This window comes from Sphingomonas phyllosphaerae (assembly GCA_036946405.1).
GTDB lineage: Bacteria > Pseudomonadota > Alphaproteobacteria > Sphingomonadales > Sphingomonadaceae > Sphingomonas > Sphingomonas phyllosphaerae_D.
On the sequence record JAQIJC010000001.1, the window covers coordinates 1,276,486 to 1,294,399 of the forward strand.

At 62.0% G+C, this 17,914-nt stretch carries 26 protein-coding genes; 14 read left to right on the top strand and 12 right to left on the bottom strand.

Going from position 1 to position 17,914, the window contains the following annotated elements:
- Window positions 1–289 precede the first annotated feature (289 nt).
- The 8 genes from PGN12_06025 to PGN12_06060 all read right to left on the bottom strand — a co-directional run bounded on the left by PGN12_06025 (window position 290) and on the right by PGN12_06060 (window position 3,164).
- Entirely contained in the window at window positions 290–478 is a 189-nt protein-coding gene (locus tag PGN12_06025) for a hypothetical protein (protein ID MEH3103446.1), read from the bottom strand.
- A 2-nt stretch (window positions 479–480) separates the two neighbouring features.
- Window positions 481–762 carry a hypothetical protein gene (locus PGN12_06030; protein MEH3103447.1) on the bottom strand — a complete coding sequence of 94 codons (282 nt, stop codon included), beginning with the start codon at window positions 760–762 and terminating at the stop codon, window positions 481–483.
- A gap of 2 nt (window positions 763–764) precedes the next feature.
- Window positions 765–1,121, bottom strand: coding sequence for an HNH endonuclease signature motif containing protein (locus PGN12_06035; GenBank protein ID MEH3103448.1), 357 nt, complete (start codon window positions 1,119–1,121; stop codon window positions 765–767).
- Between the two features lie 4 nt (window positions 1,122–1,125).
- A complete protein-coding gene (locus PGN12_06040) occupies window positions 1,126–1,677 on the bottom strand; it encodes a host-nuclease inhibitor Gam family protein (protein MEH3103449.1) in 552 nt (183 codons plus the stop codon).
- Window positions 1,674–1,844 (bottom strand): hypothetical protein, encoded by a 171-nt coding sequence (locus PGN12_06045; protein MEH3103450.1) that lies wholly within the window; start codon window positions 1,842–1,844, stop codon window positions 1,674–1,676. Before PGN12_06045 ends, PGN12_06040 begins: the two co-directional genes overlap by 4 nt.
- Window positions 1,844–2,134 (bottom strand): hypothetical protein, encoded by a 291-nt coding sequence (locus PGN12_06050; protein MEH3103451.1) that lies wholly within the window; start codon window positions 2,132–2,134, stop codon window positions 1,844–1,846. Before PGN12_06050 ends, PGN12_06045 begins: the two co-directional genes overlap by 1 nt.
- A gap of 141 nt (window positions 2,135–2,275) precedes the next feature.
- Window positions 2,276–2,890, bottom strand: coding sequence for a hypothetical protein (locus tag PGN12_06055; protein ID MEH3103452.1), 615 nt, complete (start codon window positions 2,888–2,890; stop codon window positions 2,276–2,278).
- On the bottom strand, window positions 2,853–3,164 hold the full coding sequence (locus PGN12_06060) for a hypothetical protein (GenBank protein MEH3103453.1): 312 nt from the start codon (window positions 3,162–3,164) through the stop codon (window positions 2,853–2,855). Before PGN12_06060 ends, PGN12_06055 begins: the two co-directional genes overlap by 38 nt.
- 648 nt (window positions 3,165–3,812) lie before the next feature.
- Here PGN12_06060 and PGN12_06065 point away from each other — a divergent pair.
- The 3 genes from PGN12_06065 to PGN12_06075 all read left to right on the top strand — a co-directional run bounded on the left by PGN12_06065 (window position 3,813) and on the right by PGN12_06075 (window position 5,827).
- On the top strand, window positions 3,813–4,016 hold the full coding sequence (locus PGN12_06065; GenBank protein ID MEH3103454.1) for a hypothetical protein: 204 nt from the start codon (window positions 3,813–3,815) through the stop codon (window positions 4,014–4,016).
- Window positions 4,017–4,192: 176 nt separating this feature from the next.
- Window positions 4,193–4,867, top strand: a complete 675-nt coding sequence (locus tag PGN12_06070; protein ID MEH3103455.1) for a methyl-accepting chemotaxis protein — start codon at window positions 4,193–4,195, stop codon at window positions 4,865–4,867.
- A 202-nt stretch (window positions 4,868–5,069) separates the two neighbouring features.
- Window positions 5,070–5,827 (top strand): IS5 family transposase gene (locus PGN12_06075; protein MEH3103456.1). Its coding sequence is split into 2 segments (ribosomal slippage): window positions 5,070–5,403 and window positions 5,403–5,827, totalling 759 coding nucleotides; the frame shifts between segments, so codons are not numbered across the junction.
- 46 nt (window positions 5,828–5,873) lie between these two features.
- On the opposite strand, the gene PGN12_06080 is transcribed toward PGN12_06075, so the two are convergent.
- From PGN12_06080 to PGN12_06095, 4 genes are all read right to left on the bottom strand, one after another.
- A complete protein-coding gene (locus PGN12_06080; protein ID MEH3103457.1) occupies window positions 5,874–8,387 on the bottom strand; it encodes an ATP-binding protein in 2,514 nt (837 codons plus the stop codon).
- A 12-nt stretch (window positions 8,388–8,399) separates the two neighbouring features.
- Complete coding sequence (locus PGN12_06085) at window positions 8,400–9,635, bottom strand: DNA methyltransferase (GenBank protein MEH3103458.1); 1,236 nt, start codon at window positions 9,633–9,635, stop codon at window positions 8,400–8,402.
- Window positions 9,636–10,626: 991 nt separating this feature from the next.
- Window positions 10,627–10,935, bottom strand: coding sequence for a hypothetical protein (locus PGN12_06090; GenBank protein ID MEH3103459.1), 309 nt, complete (start codon window positions 10,933–10,935; stop codon window positions 10,627–10,629).
- Window positions 10,932–11,339: a DUF6232 family protein gene (locus PGN12_06095; GenBank protein MEH3103460.1), complete on the bottom strand. Its 408-nt coding sequence runs from the start codon at window positions 11,337–11,339 to the stop codon at window positions 10,932–10,934. The genes PGN12_06090 and PGN12_06095 overlap by 4 nt, the downstream gene beginning before the upstream one ends.
- 498 nt (window positions 11,340–11,837) lie before the next feature.
- Here PGN12_06095 and PGN12_06100 point away from each other — a divergent pair, with 498 nt between their 5' ends.
- From PGN12_06100 to PGN12_06150, 11 genes are all read left to right on the top strand, one after another.
- Window positions 11,838–12,095, top strand: a complete 258-nt coding sequence (locus tag PGN12_06100) for a YdaS family helix-turn-helix protein (GenBank protein MEH3103461.1) — start codon at window positions 11,838–11,840, stop codon at window positions 12,093–12,095.
- A 406-nt stretch (window positions 12,096–12,501) separates the two neighbouring features.
- Window positions 12,502–12,744, top strand: a complete 243-nt coding sequence (locus PGN12_06105) for a hypothetical protein (GenBank protein ID MEH3103462.1) — start codon at window positions 12,502–12,504, stop codon at window positions 12,742–12,744.
- A gap of 132 nt (window positions 12,745–12,876) precedes the next feature.
- Window positions 12,877–13,227 carry a hypothetical protein gene (locus PGN12_06110; GenBank protein ID MEH3103463.1) on the top strand — a complete coding sequence of 117 codons (351 nt, stop codon included), beginning with the start codon at window positions 12,877–12,879 and terminating at the stop codon, window positions 13,225–13,227.
- Window positions 13,224–13,403, top strand: a complete 180-nt coding sequence (locus tag PGN12_06115; GenBank protein MEH3103464.1) for a hypothetical protein — start codon at window positions 13,224–13,226, stop codon at window positions 13,401–13,403. The genes PGN12_06110 and PGN12_06115 overlap by 4 nt, the downstream gene beginning before the upstream one ends.
- On the top strand, window positions 13,403–13,624 hold the full coding sequence (locus PGN12_06120) for a hypothetical protein (protein MEH3103465.1): 222 nt from the start codon (window positions 13,403–13,405) through the stop codon (window positions 13,622–13,624). The genes PGN12_06115 and PGN12_06120 overlap by 1 nt, the downstream gene beginning before the upstream one ends.
- The gene (locus PGN12_06125) at window positions 13,621–13,857 is read left to right on the top strand and encodes an AlpA family transcriptional regulator (GenBank protein MEH3103466.1); all 237 of its coding nucleotides are present in this window, start codon (window positions 13,621–13,623) and stop codon (window positions 13,855–13,857) included. Before PGN12_06120 ends, PGN12_06125 begins: the two co-directional genes overlap by 4 nt.
- A 139-nt stretch (window positions 13,858–13,996) precedes the next feature.
- Window positions 13,997–14,218: a hypothetical protein gene (locus PGN12_06130; GenBank protein ID MEH3103467.1), complete on the top strand. Its 222-nt coding sequence runs from the start codon at window positions 13,997–13,999 to the stop codon at window positions 14,216–14,218.
- Between the two features lie 323 nt (window positions 14,219–14,541).
- Window positions 14,542–14,850 (top strand): hypothetical protein, encoded by a 309-nt coding sequence (locus PGN12_06135; protein MEH3103468.1) that lies wholly within the window; start codon window positions 14,542–14,544, stop codon window positions 14,848–14,850.
- Window positions 14,851–15,060: 210 nt separating this feature from the next.
- The gene (locus tag PGN12_06140; protein ID MEH3103469.1) at window positions 15,061–15,264 is read left to right on the top strand and encodes a hypothetical protein; all 204 of its coding nucleotides are present in this window, start codon (window positions 15,061–15,063) and stop codon (window positions 15,262–15,264) included.
- A 229-nt stretch (window positions 15,265–15,493) separates the two neighbouring features.
- A complete protein-coding gene (locus PGN12_06145) occupies window positions 15,494–16,780 on the top strand; it encodes an HD-GYP domain-containing protein (protein MEH3103470.1) in 1,287 nt (428 codons plus the stop codon).
- Entirely contained in the window at window positions 16,777–17,883 is a 1,107-nt protein-coding gene (locus PGN12_06150) for a GGDEF domain-containing protein (GenBank protein ID MEH3103471.1), read from the top strand. Before PGN12_06145 ends, PGN12_06150 begins: the two co-directional genes overlap by 4 nt.
- Window positions 17,884–17,914: the final 31 nt, after the last annotated feature.

The window sequence follows — 17,914 nt, forward strand, 5'->3', positions numbered from 1 at the left end:
GGTGCGAACCGGCCGGTCCCACCCCTCGGCCTTTGCTTTCTTCCGAATAGCTGCTTCGGAAATCTCGTGCCGATCAGCTATTTCGCGGATCGAGTCCTCGCTCGACAAGTATTCGCTTTGTATCCGCGACCATTCAGCAGCAGTTTTCCGGGAAGCCATTCAACAAGCTCCCCGACCCCAAAGTGCGCACTCTGAATGCGCCCACGAGGAAAAATTCTCTGCGTGACTCGGAGACCGGTCCCGGGGGGCGGCGCCCCTAGAGATCGGACCCACCCCCCCGGGGTTGAGATCAGGGGCGGAAGCGCCTCGACGGATCCCGAAGGCTGCGCTGCAGCTCGCGGTCGTGCGTAGCGAACCGCTCGAGAGCGGCACGCCGGGCCTGCAGGGCAGCGAAGAGGGCGATCGGCAACGCGACGAGCGACAGAGCGACGATGCCCACGATCAGCCAGCCGAGGATCGTCCAAGGATCGTGCGCCATCGTCAGCCCAGCAGCTCCTCAAGGGGGACAGAGACGCCGACCCGCTTCACACGAACAGCGTGACCAGGCCGCGCGAAGGCGGTGCGACGGCCATGCTCAAAAGGCATCGAGAAGATATGAGCTGCCAGGTCGAGCGCATTGCCCTTCACTCGCCAGATCGCACCGGCGTCGATCACGCTGATGGGCTCGCCGTCGCCGGCCAAGCCCAGCACAGAGGCAACGTGATCGGGATTGATGTAGAGCATGGTGCCGCTCTCGGTCTCAAGCTCGATGACGGTCTTCATGCTCAGCTCCCTGCGCGCTCGACCCGCTGCTTATGCCGATCGTGGCACGGCTTGCAGAGCGTCTGAAGGTTGTCGAAGTCCCAGAACAGACCCTCGTCGCCGCGGTGCGGCTTGCGGTGGTCGGCCACTAGCAGCGACGTGTTGGCGGTGGTGAAGCCGCACCCGCGCCACTGGCAGGTGTATAGGTCCCGAGCGAACACGAGCAGGCGCAGGGCGCGCCAGCGTGCCGACTTGTACCAGGTACGCCATGGCGAGAAGAGCTGGCGCTCGGCGCTGGCGGTGCGCTCGACGGGTGGCAGGCTGCCGAGCGTTGGCTTGAGCTTCGAGAGGTTGCTGCCGATCGCCTTGAGCTTGCCCACCTGATCAGGCGGCCGCGGCGTTGCCGGCGGTGCCCTGCTGCTCGCCGGCTTCCAGCACGAACTCTTCGCCGGGGGTCGACGTATAGAAGCCCATCGCGCGCAGGCGATCGCCGTTCTTCCCCTTGAGCGCGGCGCCCACCGCCGCCTTGTCGACAGCCTCGGTGACGCGGATGAAGTCCTTGCCCCAGCGATACGCCTTGAGGGCCTTCACGGCTGCCTCGTCGTCGCCCGGGATCATGAGCTTGCTGCGCCCCGACTTGCTCCCGATGATGCAGCCGAGCAGCTCCATGGTCTTGCGCTTGCCCGGCAGCATGCCGAAGCCGGTGCGGCGCCACCACGGCTCGATCGAGGCGCGCAGGCGCTCACGCTCCTGCACCAGCGGGGCGACGATCGCGTCCGCGACGGCGTTGGTCTCGGCGATCTGCTTGTTGCGGGCCGTCTCGGCCGCAGCGATCTCGTAGCCGAGCTGGGCGAAGCGCTCGAGCAGCGGCGTCGCCTTCTCGAGCGTGGCGTTGTCGCGCAGCGCGAACCGGTTGGCGGCAGGTGCGCTGCTCATGCGGCGGCGCTCTGGACGGTGGCGACGTAGGGCGTGGCAGCCAGGTCGGCCGCGGCCGGGTTGAGCGCGACCCAGCCCTTCAGCATGCCGATCGTCACGCCGACGAGCGCGTTGTCGGGGTGGCCGGCGGCGAGAATGTCGCGCAGGCGGGTCGGTTCGGTCTTCATCAGAACATCGCTCCGGTTCCGTCGGGTGAGACGTAGAGCGGCGCCGCTTTGGGCGCCGGCGACCGCACGACCGCGCGCAGATCCCGACAGAAATTCAGGACCAGCTCGTCGATATCGTCGACATCGGCTTGGGTTTTGGCCAACCGCGCCCGGTAGGCCAGCTCGTCGAAGCGCGGGGTAAGGCGTTCGAGCTGGTCTGCTACGTTCGGGCGCGGCTGGGTCGCCGCGTTGATGACGCGACGGTGCCGAAGTCCGCTCGCAGAGTGGTCGGGAGCCGGGGGAAGGGGCATCTGGACACCTCCACGCAAAAGCCCGCCGCTCCGGGGAGCAGACGGGCTCAAGGGCGCAACTATGGCGGGGTCGTTTGTGCCGGTCTCACGACCGTTTCGCACCGTGACCTTGGGGACACTGCCCACAAGGTCACCCCTACGTCAGCGGGCGCGGCCCCACTGATCGAGCGCGTCCACGAGGAGCGCGCGGGCGCGCCGATCGGACATGCGCCACCGCCGCGCCGCGGCGCTGAGCGTCATGTTGTCGACGATGATCGCGAGCATCATGGCGGCGAACGGACCGACGCGCTCGCGCCATTCGGTGTAGCGCCGCTCGAGGATCACCGCGGCGAGCCGCTCGGCGGACGCGGCGTTCGCGCCGCCTCCGGAGCTGCGCGGCTCGAGCTTGGCCGTCCGCACCGCCACGTCGGCCGTGATGCGTTCGTGCGCTGCGACGATCAGCTCGGCCGCCGCCGCCTGGTGCGCATCGATCGCACCGGCGCGCTGAAGGCGCCCCAGCGATCCGTCCAGCTTGGCGATCGCCGCGGCATAGGCGTGCGTTTCGGGCGTGCCCTGCTTGTGCGACCATGCCTCGCGCAGCTGGACGCGCTCCTCGATGCCCGGAGCGAGCAGCACGACGGGTGCCTTCGTCTTCTTACGCTTGCTGGTGATCTTCCGGCGCGGGCGCGGCGCGCCGAGCACGAGGTGAGTGATGCGCTGCTGTTCGCGCTCGGCGGCGCTAAAGGCGGGCAGCGCCGCCGTGTTCTGATTGGTCATGATGGTCCCCGGCTACGAGGCTAGGGATATGCTCCAGGATCGCGACCAGGGGCAGATGACCTTGAGTACACGGCCCGCCCGAAACGACGTCTGAGTCGACGACATACCCGTCGCGCCGCAGCTCATCGAGCACCAGCTGACGGAAGAGGCCGGGGATGCTGATGCCGCGCTGTGCGCCGGGCACGCGCTCGATCATCTTGGCCGTGGCGAGCTGGTGGACCAGCGCCTTCGCCCGCGTCTTGCTTACGCCGAGCGCGATGCGCACGTCCTCCATCGAGGGGCTGTGTCCGTGCCGCACGATGTACGATCTGATGAAGTCGTAGGCCTCATCCCGCCGGCTCGCCGGGCGAGCGTTCTCAATTGTCAACGCTAACGGTACGCCCATCGGCGGAACATAGCGGGATTTACGATGAAATGAAAGTGACGCGGGGCGGACCGAGGCGGAGAGGCCCTCCGCCTCAATCGCCTTCTCTCCTCGGGCAAAACGACAATCGGTGCCGATTATACCCGTCTGATACCCGAGCGCGCTCGTCCGATCTCGGCCGCTGACGAACGTCGTTGGACTGTGTAATCTGGTCCTATGAACGAGAGCCGCTACAAGGGCACAGGAACCCGCGGGGGTCGATGGGGCTGCGGAATAGCCGCGCTTGTAGGCTGTCCAGTTTTCGCTGTCACTTTCTTAGCTGCCAGCTTGGGCGACTGCATGCCGGACGTAGATTGCCGTCCAAGCATTTGGCTCGCGGCCGTATTGCCCACACTCCTCGTAGCCACCCCTGTCGGGCTCGGCGCTCGCTGGCTGGTAAACCGCCGTGCGGCTCAAGACAGTTCGAACCAATCTTCTGCGGCAGCGAGCACTACGACTGCGGATAGGCATGCGCCGGCCTGGTTTAGCTACTCGCTTCAAACGTGCTTGGTAGCACTGGTGACGATCGTCGGTGTACTCGCGACCGATGCGCTTGACTTCCGCTCGCCCGCCAACGCCGTCTGGATGATTGGCCTGCCTATTGCTGTTGGAATGCTCGCAAACGTCGGATGGGCGCGGCGCTGCTTGATGGCCTTGGCACTGCTGACCGTGTCCATTTGTATGGGGATCTTCGTCGGGGTGAACTACACCAGCTACGGCTGAGATCTAGATATCTCAGGTGCTGAGCCGGAGGAGCCCTCCGCCTCATTGCGTTCTTACCCTCTGGAACGAGGGTGAACGCTCCCGATTGTACCCTTGAATTACCCGAGGGATGAAACCATCGATATCGTCTAATTATCGGGCTAGAACCCGGCTCTTCAGCGCAATAGGGGCGGCTCATGTCGAGCATCCTGCCTACCCAGATTTCAGGTGATCAACCAAGCGACCGCTACTGCCGTGCCGCTTGGATCGCGGTATGCAGATCCCAAGCTGTGATCGAGTTCGATGTGTCGGGCACCATAACGTGGGCCAACGAGCGCTTTCTTTCGTTGATGGGATATAGCCTTTCTCAGCTGATCGGCCGGCATCATCGCGTCCTGTGTGACGCGGAATACGCTCAGTCGCCCGAATACGCACGGTTTTGGGCGATGTTGGTAAGCGGAGGATTCGAGCAGGGCGAGTTCAGGCGTTGTCGAGCAGACGGATCTGAGATCTGGCTTCAAGCTAGCTATAATCCGATCTTCGACGACGATGGAACGGTGCGTCGTTTCCTCAAGATCGCCGTCGACATCACACGACAGATCGACCTCGAACGCGTGTTGCAAGCGAAGCAGGTGGACATGCAGGCTACGATGTCGGAGCTCGGCGAGATCGTGACCCAGATCACATCGATTGCAGATCAGACGCGTCTACTCGCGCTGAACGCCGGCATCGAGGCCGCACGTGCAGGTGATGCGGGTAGGGGGTTCGCGGTGGTAGCCGCGGAGGTGAAAAAGCTATCCAGTGACACCAGGTCAGCGACTGAGAAGGCAGAGTTGATGTTGGACCGCCACCGCCAAGACGGAGCGGGATAGCCTCGACGACCAATCATTGATCGATAATTGCGGTGAGGGTGGCGGAGGAACCCTCAACCGCAGTGTCAATCTTCTCTCCGGGAGTGGCTGATCGGAGGTGGAAGTACCGGTCGAATACCCGCCCCCTTTTAGCTAGCGGCTAGGGTCAGGACCCATTGATGTGAGCGTCGCGATCTGATTCAGGCTCCGCGAGGAGACCGGGATGAGCGACCTTTTTTGGCTGACGGACGAGCAGATTGAGCGGCTGCGGCCGTTTTTTCCCAAGAGCCACGGTAGGCCTCGGGTGGATGACCGGCGGGTGTTGAGCGGCATCGTCTTCGTCAACCGCAATGGGCTGCGCTGGCGAGATGCGCCCAGCGCCTATGGTCCTCACAAGACGCTGTACAATCGATGGAAGCGCTGGGGCGAGCGAGGCGTGTTCACGCGCATGATGGAGGGGCTGGCTGCGGGCGATGCAGAGCCGAAGACCGTTATGATAGACGCGACATACCTGAAGGCGCACCGCACGGCATCGAGCCTGCGGGTTAAAAGGGGGATCTCGGCCGCCTGATCGGACGCACGAAAGGCGGCATGAACACCAAGCTTCATGCCGTCGCCGATGCGAACGGCCGCCCCTTGAGCTTCTTCATGACCGCCGGGCAGGTTAGCGACTACACCGGTGCGGCAGCCCTGCTGGACGACCTGCCAAAAGCGCAGTGGCTGCTCGGCGACCGCGGCTACGACGCCGATTGGTTCAGGGACGCTCTCCAGGCCAAAGGCATCCAGCCATGCATCCCGGGCCGACGATCGCGCAACGAGCCGGTCAGATACGACAAGCGCCGTTACCGGCGTCGAAGCCGCATCGAGATCATGTTCGGCCGCCTCAAGGACTGGCGGCGCGTTGCCACACGCTACGATCGCTGCCCCACCGCCTTCTTTTCCGCCGTCGCCCTCGCTGCCACCGTCATCTTCTGGCTGTGATCAACGAGTCCTGACCCTAAGACTCGGCATCGGATTCGCCGACCGTTTACTGCTGCTCGCCTTCGCGAAAGGTTCCTAAGGTCCGTGGCGGGCCTGGATCACCGGTAAGTGAAGCTACCCGCCGTTCAATTTCGTCGAGGTCGCCGTTCAGGATAATGGAATTTTCATTTAGACGGAGCATGCCGCGACTGGCGTTGGACATGTCGTTAAGTGCTGATCGAACTTCATCGTCATTTAAAGAGCTCGAGTTTATAGCAAGTACCCCCGCGACATGCTGCACTGTTCGCGTTGTACCGCGAAGGCGATTTGGTTGTCCGAGGCTGCGGAGGGCCGCAAGGATCTCTCTGTACGTCTCCTGCATGTTCGTCCGATTGAGTAGCAACTCAACTGCCGCATGTACCTCGGCTGGTTTGAACGTGTTTCGTACAATGTCGCTAATCTGCGAAGCGGTGATTTGGTGGCTCTCCGCAGCCTCAACAATCCTCGCTAGATCTTCGATCGTCCAGCACGATACCTTGTTAGACGTGGCGCGATGTTCGACGGCTGAGTCGATTGCCGCGCCGTCTTCGCCCTTCCTTTTCAGCTTCTCGCCGACGTAGCTCGGCGCAATCAAAAGGCAGCCTTGCGCGTCATGCCTCGCGGCGTGTTCAGCTAGCCCAGCAAAGTCTAAACTGCCAAGTCCGGGTTCTCCTTCGCTAGATTTGGCTTCCAACGTCAGCTTTGTCTCGCCCAACTTGTAATCCATAAATCGTGCGATCCCGTCGGGCTCTCCCCGCTTGCTAATGTGCTTCGCGTTAAAGCCAAGCGCGCGGGCCGCCGCCACAAGGGCAACTTCCAGATTATACTCGTCGTTTACGTTGTCTCGAAGCTGCCTTGCGATGCTATCAAGTGAATAGACGCGATCTTGGGAAAGGCTGCGAAGTAGTAAGTCACGGCGTTCAAGGACCTCTCCTATGCGGAACGGGTCAATGCCCGCTTCCCGCATGTAAATTTCTAGCATTACCTCGGAAGTGGCCACATCCTCGAGCAGCGACTGAGCGCGAGGGTCGTCAGCGTAAGCTGTTACGAGTTCATGGTCGTCATTCATTGAAAACGTAGCACTTGACGGATCAAATTTTACAATGCGATCGGTGCGGCCGAGCGCAACATATTCGAACTTGAATTTTTTGCGCTCAGTATAGAGTTGTTCAACAACCTGATTGACAACCTCCGGCGCTTGCGGCGTCATGAAGAAGTAATTCTCGTCGGCGTCCGAGCCAGCGTTGCTTGGACCAAACATCGAAAGTGTGTCCGCGATGGGTCGCTCCACCAACCGAGGCGGTACGTAGCTGCGTTCGCCCTCGCGCTTCCGCTTTTCCGCATCAGAGCTGGCTTTTTCGGCCGCTACCTGTTTGGAGCGCGCCTCATTGAAAAGCTCAAGCAGGAGCCGCTGGATGGCTGCTGTCTTCGGACCCGACTCAAGCCCTTCGCGTGGTGCGGTGACTTCCGAGTTAAGGTCGTCAGCTTCAATATCGGCTCGAAAAAAGTTTATGGTGGCGTGCGTCAGGGCGTGAAGGCCAAAAAGCTCGTCTTTCTGATTGACTAGCCTGCCACGGACCTTGACGAAAAATCCGTGACTGCGGTCAATATCCGCGCTCTTTCCCTGCACTAACGAGCGATCGGTCACGATGACTGATCCTGTGACGCCGGCCTCGAAAATTTTAGACGAAAGTCCTGAGCTGGTGCGCGTCCAGTGCCACGATGGATCATGCTGTTGATCATTCAGCACCTTGATTCGGTGGGCGGACAAGTCCTTGACGTCGAACGATACGATTGAGGTGAAGCTCGATTTGCTACTCTCGAGTTTTTCGTCGTTCACCTGAATGGCAAAGTCAGATTTAAGTGGCATGGCCGTTCTAAGGACCCACTTCAATCGGCCGATCTTTAACTCCGCCGATTTTGGCTTCAGGCTTTCCAGAACGCAAAGGGTCCAAGTTGACATGCCGTTTGTCAAATGGTCAGCATCAAGATCAACAGCGTCGCACACGTTCCTAAAGAGTGCCTCCGAGCGGAATACTTTCGGATCGTCGACCTCGTTGACAAGAAGGGGTACTGCGTCGGCGGCCCCGTTTGGATCAGACTTGAATGATCTATAATCGCAGGTGACGTGGAGAATCCTACCATCTCGGCGGCTTAAATAGGTAATCCGATCGGCAATCGCGTATGTCGCGAGCTTGCCTATGCCGAATTTACCAATCAATTTGCGGTGTCGCTTATCGCTTAGTTCTTTGTTCCGCTTTGGACTTTCGCCTACGTGCCAAAGTTGCTCAAGGCCGGCAAAGTCCATCCCGCTGCCATCGTCGTAGACGACGATAGAGCGATCGTTGCCTGGCTCGACTGGGATGCCGATCCTACACTCCGTTGCATCGGCGTCGAAAGCGTTGACCACCAACTCTTCGATGGCTTTCAAAGGAGAGCTATACATCTGCTCGGAAAGCAGGTGAATAATCTGATTTGAAAGCCGAACTTGCAGCTTTCCCTTTTCGTGCCCGATGTCAGGCAGACGGTCGGCAAGTTCCATTTGATGATCCTACTACGCGCCGCGAAAAACAAGTACGTGATCCGCTGCGATGTTCGCCTCGTTTCGTCGCGAATATGACATGTAGCGGTTCATGATCGGGTACCACAAGTGATCCGAGATCCCGAGACGATCGCCCGCAAGATCTTTCATCAATTCCAGCATCGAGACCGGGACACCGCAGAAGCGAACGTCGCCTGCGACGATCACAATCGGTCCTCCTGGCATAACGATCTCCAGCATCTTCGCGAGCGATCTAGCCATGCCGTCACAGTAGTGCCGGAACGCCCGCTCCCTCTCACGCCTAATACCAGGAAAGCGAGCGATCCACCTGTCTGCCACCTTTGTCGCGGTAGCCTCTTCAGCTGAAAAGTGATTTTCGCCCACGCGATCACGACCGATGTAGCGCCCCATGAGCGCTAGGCGCTCCGCCCGTTGGTTCGTCAGGCCCAGCCAGTACATCTCAAGGGTGTGTCGGCGGTAGTAATCTACGGCCGTAAGATAGGGAGGCGACGTGACGATCGCGTTGACCTTGCCGACTATGTCCGGGTCAAGCTCCCTCGCGTCTGCTTGAACAATCCTCGAGCTTGCGCCAGGTGCCCGGGTGTCGATAAAAGCGGTCATAGCTGGAAGCGACCTTCCAATGGCGCGCGCCATCAAGCGCCACGGGTCAATTGCACGCCCAAGCGCTTCTTTAGCCAGCATGTGGCTGGTGACTTCCAAGCCGGATACTGGGACGGGATCGGCGTTCGACGAATTGCGGATGATTGAAGCAAAGCACAGCTCCAAGAAGCGCCGTGCGTCACCTTCGCATGTCTCACAGAAATATCGCCGGATCTGAGCAAGCTGGAGCGTTGCTCTCCGACGAAACCAGTGTGTGATGTTGGGTAGGTCGGGAATCCAGATAGAAAATTCGGCCCGCTGCGATTCATAGTTGGCCTGATCTATTTCAAGCGTGAAGTCGCCGTTTCGGGCATGATCCTCTGATCTCGAGCGCTCTAGCCATTGAACGCACCGCTCAGCGGCGGACGCGATCGCCACGCCGTCGACGATTGTGGTCTTGGCACGACTTACAAACACTGCGAGAGGGTCAACGTCAGTTCCGATGGCGCTGCGTCCCGCCGCAACCGCCTCTACCAGTAGGGTCCCGCTACCACAAAATGGATCTAACACCGTCTCGCCCGGAGAGGAAACGAGGTCGATCAGCTTCCGAGCGATGGGTGGGTGGAACTTAGCAGGGTAGCGGAACACGCCATGGTTAAGCTTTGGGGACGCCCCCTCGAACTCGAGAGGACGAGCTGCAGCGTATCGGTCGGCGAAGTTTGTCGTCTGAGTGCCGGAACCCCGAGCTAGCGAGGGGGGTCGCGTCGGGCTCAGCCGATCCAGCGGAGACGTGTCATCCGGTTTGCCGCTAGGGAGCGGCCTACTTCCAGGCTTCACAACGCTCCATCCATGCTCGATTCCCCTCATCTACCCGGTGACGGTGCTAACGGCGTGCGACGTCGGGCACAACTGATCAGAGGGGGGCGGCATAAATGACACCGTACTGGATTTAAGGACGGCTTTGATGATCAAGGACCGCGGCGGAGGCGTCCTCCGCTCCGGTAGCGATCGCCCCTGCGCGATGAGTAAACAGCGGCCGATTGTACCCGGCTAGTACCCATGTGCGCGCGTCTCCTATAGCCTGTAAGGCTGTGCGAGTACGGTGGGGCCAAAAGGGGATCTACGTCATGAGATTTGCTCGCTTCGTCGTTCCCGCCATCCTGCTGCTCGCTGCATGTCAGCGTTCCAGCCAATCCGAGGAGGCTGCGCTTGATGATCTGCGAATGCGTGTCCGCGTCCTTGAGCAGGGGCAGCAGCAGATCGTTGCTGAAATCCGGCAGGCGGAGAGAAAGACGGCTGAGCGACAACCACCTCCTGCACCAGCTCAGGAAAGCATGGCCTACGAGCTTGTTGGCGCGGGAAGCACCCGACGCCTCTACCCGTCAGTGACAAGATGCGAGGCGGCCCGGGATGCGATGCAGGCTGTGAGAGACAGAGCTAACGAGGGTAGCGGCGACACGCCTCGTGTCATCTATCCTTCGGCTCTAGAGTGCATACCGTTGTAGTCGATGATCCAGTTGACCGAGGCGGAGAGATTCTCCGCCTCGGTCGCTACAAACCCGCCGGAGTGCTGCCGTCTGGATGTGCTAAAGGGCGGTGCTACCCAGCTGGTACCCGCATGATGCTGCCTCGTCGTCCATCAAACATCCTTTCCCGGCTTCTTAGGAAACGGGATGATGTTCACGCCGTCGCTGCCGCCCACCTTACTCAGCTTGATCATCGTAGTCAGCAGCTGGCGCTGCATGCTGTCGGCGCGATCTCGCAGCGTGTTCGACGCTGCTTTCAATCTTTCGCCCGCTTCGCCGGCAGCAAGGGCGTCACCGAACAACGCCACATCCGACAAAGCTCCGGCTATTTCTCCAGTAAGAAGAGCCACTTCGTGCGTCATCGTGGTTAGGAGCTCGCCGAGAAATTTTGCGGGCGCCTTGGGATCCTCGTCGGCGCTCATGCTTGCCTCGGAGCTCCGTACCCTAGCCGTGAATGGTGAAGCATTGCCGCTTCGATCTCGTCTCGAAGCGCCGCCACTTCGCCCTCGCTGCGAGTAACGAAAGCTTGGGTTTCCGAAGAGGATGTCATCAGAAACAGCAAAAACTCGCGGATCTTAGATTTCTGCCAAAGGCGATAAGCCCCGATCCCGAAAGCCACCGCCAATATTGCTGGCACAGCGGGCTCACCGCCGCTTTTCACGGCCTCATAGCCGCCGCCAGCGCAGAGCAATGCGACAATTCCACATAGAACCGCGCCACCTTGGCCATATGGTTGTCGCTCTCTAACCTCGACGCTGTTGATCTTGTTGATCGCGTAGCTCTTCGACCCAAAACGCGCGAAATCATTGTCCACGGTAACGTTCATGTCGCCCCCCCCTGTCCGCCGATCACCCCTGATCAGAAGTACCTATATCCCGGCGTCTTTCATCAATTCTATCTATTGGAGGATTGCCGCGAGCCAAGTCGCCCAACAACCCTCGGGCCATCTTCCGCTGTGCATCAGTGAGGCCAGCGTAGATTTCGAGCCAATCCAATTCCTCGCTCGATAGTCGCTGTCCCAGGTCCGCTCCTTCATCCGGGTCGGCCGTCTTACCCTCTAGATAGTCCGGTGTGGTGTGAAGCTCGCGAGCAATGCGATGCAGGTGTGACGAACCAGTCGATCGCCCCCGAATAAGGTGCGCGATCGTCCCCTGCGTGACGCCTATGCGACGAGCGAGCTCGGTCTGCGTCAACGACGCAGCGTCGAGGCGCTCAGCCAACCGAGAACCCACCAAGCTCACCGGCACCGCATTATTACTTTGGTAATTAGGGGAAAGCGTAGAGTGCTATTGACGATAACCGTAGAATTGTCATAGCTAGAGTTATGACGCAGATCGGCCAGCACCACGCATTGATTCGGGCGCTTGAAGCGCTCGGCTCTCAGGCCGCGCTTGCTGCACTTTGTGGAGTGACCCAGCCGGCTGTCTGGAAATGGGTTCGGCTTCAAAAGTCTCTTCCAGCCGAGCACGTGTTGAAGGTTGAAGCTGCGACTGGCATCAGCCGTCACGACCTCCGCTCCGACCTCTACCCACGCGAGACTGGCAATAACGATCCCAGCTTCGCTGATCCCGCGTCCGCGTAATGATCGCTGGCGTAGCTCTTTCCCCCATCGGCCGCTCGCAGACCGGCCGGTCACCGCACATCCCCCTAAATCCCTGTCGCGGTGAAGCAGTCTGCTCATTCCTGTTGGTCCGTCACCAAGGCACCGATCGCCCAGCGCTGTCGGTGTCGTCTCTGCCGGCGGCGGTCGCATGACCCGCCGGCAGGGATCAGCAGGTATTATCCCGCGCGTTCCCCGCAGGGACGCGCACTGCGCCATTCGCGCGGCCTTGAAGCGGTACGTTGGCCCGGGATGCGCCTGGACAACGGTGCGGTTAGCGGAGGAGGCTGGCATACCGCCGAAGTCGATCGAGTGTGCACTCTGTGAGGTAGGCTCGGAGCATTGGCGTCCTATCGCTTTCGATCGCCTCCTGTCGATCGCCGCTGTCTTGGGCGCGAATTTCACAAGCCTGTGGCTGGCGATCGCGCGGCAGGGAGCTTTCGATCACGCGCCCCATGCTGCGCCTCGCCCAGGTGAGATCGTCGCGGCCATGTGCGGCAACACCGCTAAGATGGCCGAGATCCTTTCCGATGGAATCGTGACACCAGACGAGGTGCCCGCGGTGATGGCGATCGCGGCAAGCAAGGCGTCGCATGCCAGCATGATCGCACGCATGGCGGTGATGCTGTGAGGGCGTCCTGCGCCAGGGCGCCGCCCGACATCGGCTAATCGCTTCCCAACGCATTCACTCTCCGCCCCGACAGCCGGACCCGTTTGCCTCGCGCTTTCGGGGACGGCTTTTTGCTGCCTGAAAGCTTCGCCCGTGACCCTCGACGATCTCGATATGACCAGGTCCTGCTTGAACGTCCTGCGCGGCGAGCTGACAGTGGCAAATACCGCCGACTTCATAGACGCGATTGCGGATCTCGCCGGCGCGGTCGCGGCGCTCAGTCGCCCCGGGTTGGCGCTGCGCGAGTTCCCCATCAACGGGCGCGCGCGGGTCGTCACTGCAATCCTCGATGACCTACTGGTGCAACGCGGCGTGCTCGAACTGGTGATCCTCGACGCGCCTAGCCTTCACGGCCCGGGCGGCGTCGCGCTGCATGATCTCAACCGGGCGATCGCTGGCATCACCATCATGCTTGCGCGGCTGAAGCTGCGAGCGGTCGCATGACGCCGCGCCGCGACCAGCTCGCTCTACCGCTTGCGATCGTTGGCGTGCTGCTCGGCACCGCACTGCTGCTGCTCTTCTTCGTCGATGCGCCGCGTATCGCGCTCGCCGTCGTGATCCTCGCCTTCGCCGTCATGCTCGCCGTTCTGCGCGAGCTGATCTTCCCAGGAGACCGCTGATGCCTCACGTCATTGCCCCCGCACCACGCCGCCACGATCGCGCGCGCGCCGCTGCTCCGACGTTCCAGGTGCAGGCCACGTCGTACGAGCCGCGTATGAGTCCGCTTAACGCTGTGTCGCTGCAGATCATCGCTGGCCTGATCGGCCCGCTGCCCTTCATCCAGCTCGGCAATCTCCTGTTCGGCTGGCCAAGCGTCGCCGTGATGTTCGGTGGTCTGTGAGCGCCCGGACGCTTGCTCAGGCAAAGCGTGATGGAAGCCCAGCCGCGCACGGCCGCTTCCTGCGGATCAAGGACGTCATCGCGACGGTCGGGCTCAGCCGCACTTCGATCTACCGAATGGTCGGGGCAGGGGACTTTCCGAAGCCGATCCAGCTCACCGCTCGATCGGTCGGCTGGTGGGAAGCCGACGTGTCGAAGTGGCTGGATGAACGCCTTTCCGCTGCCTCAGCGTGACAATCTTGGGGGCACCGCAGGGGGCACCGATTACGCAAGATCAAAAGAAAATGACGGTTTTTAAGGGTTTGATAAGCATGATCCGGCAGCAGTCCCTTCCACCAACCCTTCGTTCCGTGTCGGGAGCACCTTCGAGAAGGTGGCGCGCGACGGGCATGCCAGCCAGCAGGCGGGCTGGTCAGCGCACGGCGCGGCCATCGTGCTCAACAGCTTCGTCAACGACGTTTTTCCGACGATCGGCCCGCTCCCGATCTCGGCGCCCGGCTACCGCTACGTCCAGGGCATCACGCAGTGGATGGAGCTACAGCTCGAGAAGGGCGGTATCCGGCCCGCGATCTACCGCAAGCGGCAATTCCGCTGATGTGACGCCACCGCTCAGCAGCGCGGGCACTTGCCGGCGGAGCACCAGTGCCTCGAACGCCGAGTAGAGAGCGCAAATTTACTGTCGATCATTTGCCGATCATCCAGTTTTGTCATCTTTTGAAGAATTGTACAAAACATCCCTTCTGGCATTCGGTAAGATGACTCCATTTTTGCAGTAACTTAGTCTAAGAGAGTGGCCGCAACGAGTCGTTGCTTGAAGATTGCGGCTGATCGACCGATGCATACCGGTCGCGTCCTTCTTGTTACAAGCCTGCGCGATAAGCCGCCTTGATGTTGCAATCGCAAAAACAGGAGCTGGATATGAGTGAGCTTCATCTCGATCTCTCGAAAGCTGTGTTCGTCGATACCGACGATCTTTCCAAGGTCGATCTCGCGGCCGGCGGATCGCCGCACCGTCTCTCGAGTGGCAACACGATCTCCGTCGAGAACGTCGACGGCAAATCCGCTCCGATCGTGCGGGATGCCGGCGGAAAAGAGTTGAAGTCGTACAACGTGACGTCGTTCGACGTCGCCGGCGGCCGATATTGCTGGATCTGCTTTCAACCCACCAACGGACCGTATCAGTGCTTCCGCGTTCCCTGCGGCACGATCTCGGTCGAGCCGATGTGAGGACAACAGAGCCTCGGGCGCTCGTATGATTCGATCGTAAACGTCACATCTGGGGGGCTCGCGTCGACGCGCGTTCGCGCCGGTGCGAGCCTTGCGGTGCAGTTGTCAATCAAACCCATGTTCCTGCAATGTTCTTGCGAATCATGCTGGGATCGGCGTAGCGTGCCGCATCGCCGATCGCCGGCGCATCGACATCGAAGGAGCCCTGGCATGGAGCACGACCTCCTGCTGCGTGCGGCCGCGCGCGCGATCTACGACACCTGCTATCCAAGCGACGACTGGTCGCCGACCGGCTTCGACGAGGCCGAGCGCTGCGCGACGGTCCACTATCGCCAGGCGGTCGACGCCGCGATGCAGGCGCGCGCGGTGCTGCTGGTGCGCGGCGAGCAATTGCCCTTGCCGGCGCTCGCGTGATGCGCGGATGTGGCCGGAACGCCCAATACGCTCGTTGGATCGATCAGCCTGACCTGCGCCGCCTGCGGGGCGGGCGAGGTTCACGACCAGAAGGCGCTGATCGGGAACCCCGCCAAGTCGGCCCATCGTCAGGCGCTTGTGCGATATTGACCTGAATTCTTGATCTTCCACACCGGTCCTTAATCACATTTGCTGCAAAGCCCTTCCATCAAGGGGGGCTTGAATAGCGGTGCTGGTAACGATCAAGACGGAGGATGCGCGGCTCGGCATGTTCGTTCACGCCGTCGCGGGCGGGTGGATGGCCAGCCCGTTCTGGCGCCGGCAGTTCGTGCTCGACAAGGCCGCCGACCTGAAGAAGCTCCGCGAGGGCGGGATCGCGGAGATCGTGATCGACCTGTCGAAGGGCATCGGCCCGATGGCGGCCCCGCAGGTCGCTGCGCCGGACCCGGTCGGGGTGGACGCCAGGCCATCGCAATCCCAGCCCGCTCCGCCCTGTCCCGAAGAACCGCATCTCCGCGCCCGCCGCCGCCGCTTGCCGATGTCACCCGAGCAACGCGCACAGGCGATGGTCGACGCATCGAAGGTCGTGGTGAAGGCGATGTTCGATGACGTTCGGCTCGGCCGCGCGCTCGATGTTGACGCGCTGGCACCGATCGCCGACCGGATCGTCGAATCGGTGACGCGCGACGCCGCGGCGATGCTGAACGTCACGCGGCTCAAGTCCAAGGACGAATATACCTACGTCCATTCGATCGCCGTCGCCGCGCTACTGGTCCATTTCGCGCAGACGCTGAAACTGCCCGAAGCAGAGGTCAGCGCGCTCGGGCTCGCCGGGCTGCTCCACGATATCGGCAAGATGGCGGTGCCCAAGGCGCTGCTCGACAAGCCCGGCAAGCTGGAGCCGCCCGAAATGGCGGTGCTGCGCCACCATCCCGAAAAGGGCCATGCGCTGTTGAGCGCCGGACGCGCGCTGCCCGAAGTGGTGCTGGACGTGTGCCTCCACCATCACGAGCGATGCGATGGCCGCGGCTATCCCAAGGGACTGCGCGGCGATCAATTGTCGCTGGCGGCACGAATGAGTTCGATCTGCGACGTCTATGACGCGGTCACCTCGCAACGTCCGTACAAGCGGCCATGGTCGCCGAGTGAGGCGCTGTCGCGGATGCGCTCGTGGAGCGGGCATTTCGACGCCGAACTGCTCGATCGCTTCATCGAGAGCATCGGCATCCACCCGGTCGGCGGTCTGGTGCGGCTCGAATCGAGCCGGCTGGCAATCGTGATCGCGGGCAACGATCAGGAGCCGACCCAGCCGCGCGTCCGCGTCTTCTACGATATCCCGGCGCAGCGCTTCATCGCGCCCTATGACCTGACCGCGACGATCGCGGCCGATCCGATCCATCGCGCCGAATGTGGGCAGCGCTGGTTCGGGGAGCGCTGGGACGCGCTCGAGATCGAGATACTGGACGGCCGTTCGTCCGCCATCAGCCTTGCGACGTCGAAGGGAGCCCTGTCGTGAACGCCTCGTCTTCGATCCCCGTCGCGTCGCGGCGCCGTCGCGGAATGCTGGGCTGGTTCGGTAGCGACGATCCCGCGCCCGCCACGCCGCCGCCACCCCCGCCGCCGGCAGGCAGCGTCTCGCAACAGCGCACCACCATGCTGCGCCGGCTGTTCGACGATATCGGCACGCTACTCTTCTCGCATGCGCTGACGCCATCGCCCTGCGCTTATAGCGTGCTCCATGCCTATGTCTCCGGTGAGGATCCAGCGACGGGGGAGGCGGTCGCCGAGCAATTGCGCAGCGGACAGGGCCTGAGCGACGCAAGCATCGCGAGGATCGCGGCGCGCAACGATGCGGCGCAGGCCGGTGCGCTCAGCCGGATCGCCGATGCGCTGGAGGCGCGGATCGGAGACTGCCTTGCCGCGGTCGGCGAGTCGCGCGGCTCCGCGGAGACGTTCGGCAACGCGCTGCATGTCGAGGCCGGTCGATTGAGCAGCGATCCGCAAGCGACGATCGCGCGGATCATCGGGCTGACCGAGGCTGCGGTCGAGGCGGCACGACTGGTCGAGGCGCAACTCCACAATGCGCGGCAGGAGGCCGATGCGCTGCGCAACGAGCTGCACCGGGCGCGCCAGGCCGCCGAGCACGATCACCTGACCGGCTTGCCCAACCGCCGCAGTTTCGAACAGCGGCTGCGCGCGACGATCGGCGGCGCGGAGGGCGGCAAGGCGGTGGTCGCGTTGATCGACATCGACGACTTCAAGCAGGTCAACGACCGGTTCGGTCATCCCGCGGGCGACCGCGTGCTCAAGTTCGTCGCAGCCTTCGTTCGCGCCGCCTTGCCGCGCGACGTGCTGCTGGCACGCTACGGCGGCGAGGAATTTGCATTGCTGTTCACGGGCATGTCGCTCGATCAGGCGGCCGCGGCGCTCGAAAAGGTGCGTGAGCGACTGTCGCAGCGCTCGCTGGTGCATCAGGAAACCGGCGCGTCGATCGGGCACATCACCTTCTCGGCAGGTATTTCGAAGGTCACCGACGAAGACGCGCTGACCGCCGCCGACCGCGCGCTCTACGCGGCGAAGAACCGCGGCAAGAACCAGATCGCGCGGGCCGATGCGTGATAAGGGGCGGCGATCCTGTGAAAGGGTGATC